The organism is Clostridium sp. AN503 (assembly GCF_040719375.1).
GTDB lineage: Bacteria > Bacillota > Clostridia > Lachnospirales > Lachnospiraceae > Brotaphodocola.
Genome location: NZ_JBFDTP010000001.1, coordinates 1,576,817 through 1,582,816, shown reverse-complemented (window position 1 = coordinate 1,582,816; position 6,000 = coordinate 1,576,817). Strand labels below are relative to the sequence as shown.

Genomic DNA, 6,000 nt, shown 5'->3' with positions numbered 1-6,000 from the left:
TATAACTTCTCGGAATCTTAAGCCCTCATTTTATAAGGTAAGCGTCAAATAAGATAGTGGATAGAAAAATAACCACTAACACTCTATGCTAAGAGGGCAGTGGTTATCGGCACCGTTCCTGTACCATGGGATCCCATGGCAGATAGTCATCCAGATATTCCGGATTTTCAAGAAATCTACTCCCCGGCATATCTGACAGGATATATTTGATATATTTCATTGCATTCAGGCCATTGGCTTTCGCTGTCTCGACCAGCGTGTAGATTCCTGCACTTGCCGCGGCACCCTTCGGACTTCCCGCAAACAGCCAGTTCTTCCGGCCGATCACAAACGGACGAATACAGTTCTCCGCAAGTGAGTTGCTGATCGAACAGTGCCCGTCTTCCAGATAATTGAAGAATTCCTGTCGGTTGTTCAGGGCATATCGGAAAGCTGTATGAAGCTTCGACTTTGGCAGTTCTCCGGCAGAACTTGTCTCTGCCCACGACCAGAAAGCCTCGAGAAGCCGTTTCTCGCGGTTGATCCGTTCCTTTTTCTTTTGTTCCGGGAGAAGACCGTCCAGTTCCTTTTCTATCTCAAACAGCTTATTCAGGCGAACGACTGCTTCCGCAGGTTTGGAAGCTTCCGGGTCATGGATGTCTTTGGGCAGCGCGTTCACAAAAGCGCGGCGCAGGTGGGTGTAGCACAGGCATCTTGTAACCCCTTTCACCCCATTGTACCCGGAATAAGCATCCGTATGGATATATCCGGTATAGCCTTTTAAAAATGCTTCCGGATATTTCCCGCCCCTCCCTGGCTGGTACTCAAAATACCGGACCGGCTGTTTGCAGTCCCTGATGCTGCAGTATACCCACATATAAGAATCCGAAGTGTTCTTCCTCCCTGGTTCCTTCAGCGCTTGTACGTGGGTTTCATCGATGTGCAGATACTCCTGTTTCAGAAGTTCCCGCCTGAGATGGGAGACCACACAGGAAAGCCAGTCCCGACAGGCGGCCAGGAGCCAGTTCGACATCGTCGCCCTGCTCAGGGAAAGGCCCAAGGCCTCCCATTCCTTTTCCTGGCGGTATAATGGGATGCCCGGTTCAAACTTCTGGCGGATGAGCCATGCGATCGTGGAAGCAGACGCAAGGGAGTGCATGACCGGGGCACAGGGCACCGGGGACTTCTCCATATAAGGTGTTCCGTTTTTGCGGCATGTCCTGCATTCATAGGTTTCCCGGTAATGGTCAATCACCTTGAGACTGGCAGGGATGAACTGTACCTCAGTACGGACAAACTCCTCTCCGACTTTTACCATGGCGCCTCCGCATCTTTCACAGATCTGTTCACTTTCGTCGATCGTGGGGAGCACTTTGCTGCGGGGGATGTCTTTTATCAGTTTTTCCCGCTGGCCGGCATGTTTCCTTTTCCGCAGATGTTTTTCGACTTCCGCCAGATCCGGTTCATGGGCATCCAGACCGGCACAGGATTCCATTTCATTAAAAAGAGACATCTGTCCCTCTATTTCAAGGACAGACGTCTTCTCCGATTTTGTTCCGTAAAGTTTACGGGTAAGGAAAGCAACTTGCTCCCTAAGGAGCCGGACCTGCTGTTCCAGTTCTTTGATCTGCTTTTTGTACTCCTGTTCTGTATCCGGCATAGGCTGAAAACCTTCCTGTTCTGATAGAGCCATTGTACCATAAAACAGCAGGATTTTCCAGTATTTATAAGGAATTTCCGGGTTTTTCAGGTTTCGGGGGAGTCCGGCTGCGAACAGCTTTTGGTTGCTCCGGGTTCAGGCCTTCCAACAGCCAGCGGAGCTGCTGATGGGAGATCTGTCTGGCTTCTTCACCTGTGCGCGGCCATTGGAGACGGCCGTTTTCGTAGCGCTTATAGAAAAGGCAGAAACCGTCTCCTTCATAATGGACTGCCTTGATCCGGTCCGCCCGTTTCCCACAGAAAAGGGACAGGGAATTGCTGTAAGGGTCAAGCCGGAAGCTGTACTGGATGATATCGATCAGACCGTCCAGCTGTTTTCTCATATCCGTGTACCCGGGGCGTATCCCCAAAGAGATCAACAGTCACGGTATGGATGTGGATTACTGCTGCAGGAGCGGCGCTGGAATCCTGTCTGCCGCAAAAGGATACCTCCGTAAATTCCGGGGCCGCATCCAGCGCCGGTACAGTCTGCTCCATTACCGGCCTGCTTCCATGATTCTTTCGAGGCAGTTCCTCAAGCGCCAGCTTCCGGATTTTTGCGATCCAGTAATAATAGCTTTTTAAAGAGATATCATGCTGTTCGCACCATGCCTGGTTCGTCAGGCCGGAGGCTCTGCATTGCCGGATCACATCCAGCCAGTACTGAAATTTAACCTGTTTATCCGGAGTTAAAGCGGAAATGTTCATGGGTATTCTCCTTTATCTGGATTTAGAGTTTTAGGAGTGAACTCTAAAAACTCTAACCCCAAGTTTACAGGAGAACGCCAAATATTTCACTACACGTTCTTATTTGACGCTTACAAAGCAGGAGCGGACGGCTGAGTATAAAAGACTGCAAAAAGACACGAGCAGGAACGGTAAAATTCCGTCCTGCCCGTCAATTTTTACAGAAGATCATTTAATAAGTTCATACACTTAACCTTCTGTTGGAGATTTGCACTGCCATAGACATTCAGCGTAAAGGACACATTTTTGTGCCCTAAGATTTCCGAGAGAGATTTAATATCAAACTCAGGTATCTCGATTGCCCTCACGGCAAAAGTATGGCGAATTTCATGAAATTTCACCTTTTCCAGACCGTTCCGTTTCAGAAAACGGGAAAAGAATTGACGGTATGTGCGAGGCTCTGTCGGCTTTGTTTTCCCTGTCAAGAAGTAATGGTTGGGATTTTCCGTATAAAACTTCTTGATGATGTTCATGAGCAGAGACGGAACAGGAATTGTCCGAGCTGATGTTTTGGTTTTGGGCGGTCCTATGTGCAGATAGGACGCTCCCTTCTTTTTGTCATAGATACGCTGGACAGTCTTGTTGATATTGATGGTCTTATCGGCAAGAGAGATGTCCTTCATCTGTAAGCCGCAGAGTTCACCAATCCGCACACCGGTAAACAGTGCGATGAGTATACCGGCAGTTTTCCGGTTCAGATCCATGTAGATGCACTGAATTAGAGCTTGCTCCTGATCTTTAGACAGAGAAATCACCTTTTTGATGCCCAGCTCTTTGGGGTACTCTATTAAGTCCCAGTTGAGCAGCGGTATTGCCCTCTCTTTGTAGGCATACTCCATAGCAAGCCGCAGCACGAGAATCACATCTCGAATGGTCTTTACAGTGAGACCGCCAGATTTGTCCAGCCGACCAGACTCGTAGAGATACGATATGTAGCTCTGAATATCTGGCTCGGTGATGCTGCCAATTTTACGCTTGCCGAAGTGCGGTATCAAATGATTTTCGGCTATCAGCGTAAAACTGGCGTGGGTTGACGGTGTGATCATTGGTTTCTTTTGATTTAACCAAGTGTTCAACAGCGTCTTGAATTGTGTATTTTGAGTCATATTGACCACCTCCACGGATATTATCTGATAGAGGGATAATCAAGGCATTATAAACCTCAAGTAACGGTCTCGAAAAGCGTCCGAAGCTCCGCTTTCCGGGGTTTGATGAGCCGTACAGAACGAAACCATTAGGTAAAATAGCTTCTCTGGTTAATCGTACTGATCCTGAATCAAATGCGCCCATTATGATGCTCAGTGCCGGAAATGGCTTCATTATGCAGTCCGAAAAGTATTCCAGAGAGAATGCCGGACAGAGCCTCAAAAAATACATTCTCCTGAAACAAGGCGAATTGGCGTATAATCACGGCGCATCTAAGGCTAAACAGTTTGGCTGTTGCTATGAACTTACTGAGCCAGAAGCACGAATCCCCTATGTGTATCATTGCTTCAAGGTCATGGATGCAGAATATACGCCATATATTGCGATGGCTCTCAACAATGCGAAAATGGACAAACAGCTTAAACGGCTTGTATCATCAAGTGTTCGCATGGACGGATTGCTCAACATTTCCTTTGAGGATTATATGAGCGTGACGCTTCATCTTCCTTCATCCGATGAGCAGAAGCGTATAGCCGATTTCCTCAAAAAAATTGATAAGCGCATCGCCGTGCAGGAAAGACTTCTTGCATCCCTCAAGAAGTATAAAAGAGGATTCGTATCGGCAATTCTATCACATCAAATAATGTTCTCTGATGTTGATGGAAAATCATATCCAAAATGGATAACCTGCACGTTGCAAGATGCAGTGGATTTTCTCGACGGACAACGAAAACCGCTTGAAAGTGCAGACAGAGCCAAAAGGCAAGGAAGATACCCGTATTATGGCGCATCCGGCATCATTGACTACATTGATGATTATATTTTCGATGAGCCATTACTTCTTCTTGGTGAAGATGGGGCAAATATTCTTAATCGTAGCACTCCGTTATGCTTTATCGCAGCGGGAAAATATTGGGTAAATAATCATGCTCATGTAATGCGCCCTAAAGCCGGACAAAACATCAAGTTCTTATGTGAGCTACTTGAAAGTCTTGATTATACACGCTACAACACTGGCACAGCACAACCTAAGTTAAATCAAGAAAAGTGCCGAGAAATTGAACTTATCTTGCCCATCTACGAAGAGCAGTGTCGCATTGCAGCCTTTTTGTCAGCATTTGACCAGAGGGCAGATAGAGCGCAAAACAATCTTGAATACCTGCTTTCTATTAGAGCCGGTTTGCAACAACAGCTCTTTATATAAAAAGCTGCTGCAAGAGGGAGATATGCATTCTAACCAACTGGCGCTCTATGCTTTCGGCATTTGCTATTTTTGCATTTAATGTCTGAAATAACTTGGACAAGTGCTTTTGTTCTTCCACTGACGGTAAACTCCGACGAATGCCAACAAACTGAGAATAATGCACTCGTTGCTTTTCAATAAGCGATCCCGTAGCGATGAGCTTGTAGTGAATTAGCATGGGGTACGATGTCAGGTATTCTTCCCAGAAACTAATAGTATCAGCTTCATTTACAGAAAAGATATTATAATAGCCTGAAACAGCAGCAGTATATCCAAGATGATTAGGGGCGATTGCTCCCAGATGGGCATTCATAGGATTATATGCAAACCAACCGGGCTTGATTGCTTTGTAGGTGTCCCCCTCTTTAGTTACAAGAAACTCTCGGTAATAACGTTCTGTTTTGGGTATTATTCCATCCTCAACAGTGAGGCTGACTAAAGGCGTGTCTGGGCTGTTTGATGTCTTTATCGTTTGCTCTGTAAAAAATTCACCAAAAGATGATAGTTTCCATTTGGGATAACGAGCTTTGTCGTTTTCTTTTCTTTCGGAGAATGCTCGCTGAATGGCTCCTCTTTTATACTTCTTGAGGGCTTCAACCAAAGAACGCTGTTTATCAATCCTTTGCTCTATGGCATTAAGGAACAACGCAATTCTATCCTGTTCCTGTGCTGGGGGGATATTTATGGGCATTGCAAAAAAAGTATCATCCTTGATACTCACCCTATCATGCCTTGCACCGCTGTCACCGGACATATAGATATACCGATGCCATGCCGACGAACGGAAGTACCATTCAAAATACAGAGGATTGATCTCCTGCTTTGCTCGGAAGCACAGGTACAATGGGGACACTATTCCTGCTTTTGGATATTTATAACTGCTTATGGGACCGTAGGGTGCATCGGTAGATTTTCGGGGATTATAAACAAAATCATTTGTCTCGATAATATAGTACCCATCTGTATTATCGCTGTTTGCGATGTCCTTATCAAAATAGTCACGCTGCGGAATAAGCCCCTGCTTTGCTGAATTACAGATAACATTGGTTATCGCACCATCAGCATTTTTCTTGATATTTTTGGAAAAATAGTCCGAAAGGAGTGCCGCCTTCCACGGCTCGTCAAAGCCCGGAAAGCGGAGTTTCGGACGCTTTTCGAGACCGTTACTTGAGGTCTATTTTCCAACT

Annotated in this window: 6 protein-coding genes; 1 reads left to right on the top strand and 5 read right to left on the bottom strand. The window is 46.2% G+C overall.

The annotated features are described in order from the left end of the window. Window positions 1-103: 103 nt before the first annotated feature. The 4 genes from AB1I67_RS07185 to AB1I67_RS07170 form a co-directional block, all read right to left on the bottom strand. Window positions 104-1,639 carry an IS66 family transposase gene (locus tag AB1I67_RS07185; RefSeq protein WP_367029124.1) on the bottom strand — a complete coding sequence of 512 codons (1,536 nt, stop codon included), beginning with the start codon at window positions 1,637-1,639 and terminating at the stop codon, window positions 104-106. A 64-nt stretch (window positions 1,640-1,703) separates the two neighbouring features. Continuing rightward, on the bottom strand, window positions 1,704-2,021 hold the full coding sequence (gene tnpB, locus AB1I67_RS07180; protein WP_367029123.1) for an IS66 family insertion sequence element accessory protein TnpB: 318 nt from the start codon (window positions 2,019-2,021) through the stop codon (window positions 1,704-1,706). Next, the gene (locus AB1I67_RS07175; RefSeq protein WP_367029122.1) at window positions 1,966-2,385 is read right to left on the bottom strand and encodes an IS66 family insertion sequence element accessory protein TnpB; all 420 of its coding nucleotides are present in this window, start codon (window positions 2,383-2,385) and stop codon (window positions 1,966-1,968) included. Before AB1I67_RS07175 ends, tnpB begins: the two co-directional genes overlap by 56 nt. A gap of 197 nt (window positions 2,386-2,582) precedes the next feature. Further along, complete coding sequence (locus tag AB1I67_RS07170; protein ID WP_367029121.1) at window positions 2,583-3,530, bottom strand: site-specific integrase; 948 nt, start codon at window positions 3,528-3,530, stop codon at window positions 2,583-2,585. A gap of 215 nt (window positions 3,531-3,745) precedes the next feature. Between AB1I67_RS07170 and AB1I67_RS07165 the strand changes: the two genes are divergently transcribed. Continuing rightward, on the top strand, window positions 3,746-4,774 hold the full coding sequence (locus AB1I67_RS07165) for a restriction endonuclease subunit S (RefSeq protein ID WP_367029120.1): 1,029 nt from the start codon (window positions 3,746-3,748) through the stop codon (window positions 4,772-4,774). Here AB1I67_RS07165 and AB1I67_RS07160 read toward each other — a convergent pair. Continuing rightward, a complete protein-coding gene (locus AB1I67_RS07160; RefSeq protein ID WP_367029172.1) occupies window positions 4,767-5,795 on the bottom strand; it encodes a restriction endonuclease subunit S in 1,029 nt (342 codons plus the stop codon). The two genes, AB1I67_RS07165 and AB1I67_RS07160, sit on opposite strands and share 8 nt — an antisense overlap. Window positions 5,796-6,000: the final 205 nt, after the last annotated feature.

Bases quoted from the DNA above. Each gene is read 5' to 3' on its own strand.
- AB1I67_RS07185 (WP_367029124.1), bottom strand. From the start codon at position 1,639: ATGCCGGATACAGAACAGGAGTACAAAAAGCAGATCAAAGAACTGGAA.
- tnpB (WP_367029123.1), bottom strand. From the start codon at position 2,021: ATGAGAAAACAGCTGGACGGTCTGATCGATATCATCCAGTACAGCTTC.
- AB1I67_RS07175 (WP_367029122.1), bottom strand. From the start codon at position 2,385: ATGAACATTTCCGCTTTAACTCCGGATAAACAGGTTAAATTTCAGTAC.
- AB1I67_RS07170 (WP_367029121.1), bottom strand. From the start codon at position 3,530: ATGACTCAAAATACACAATTCAAGACGCTGTTGAACACTTGGTTAAAT.
- AB1I67_RS07165 (WP_367029120.1), top strand. From the start codon at position 3,746: ATGCAGTCCGAAAAGTATTCCAGAGAGAATGCCGGACAGAGCCTCAAA.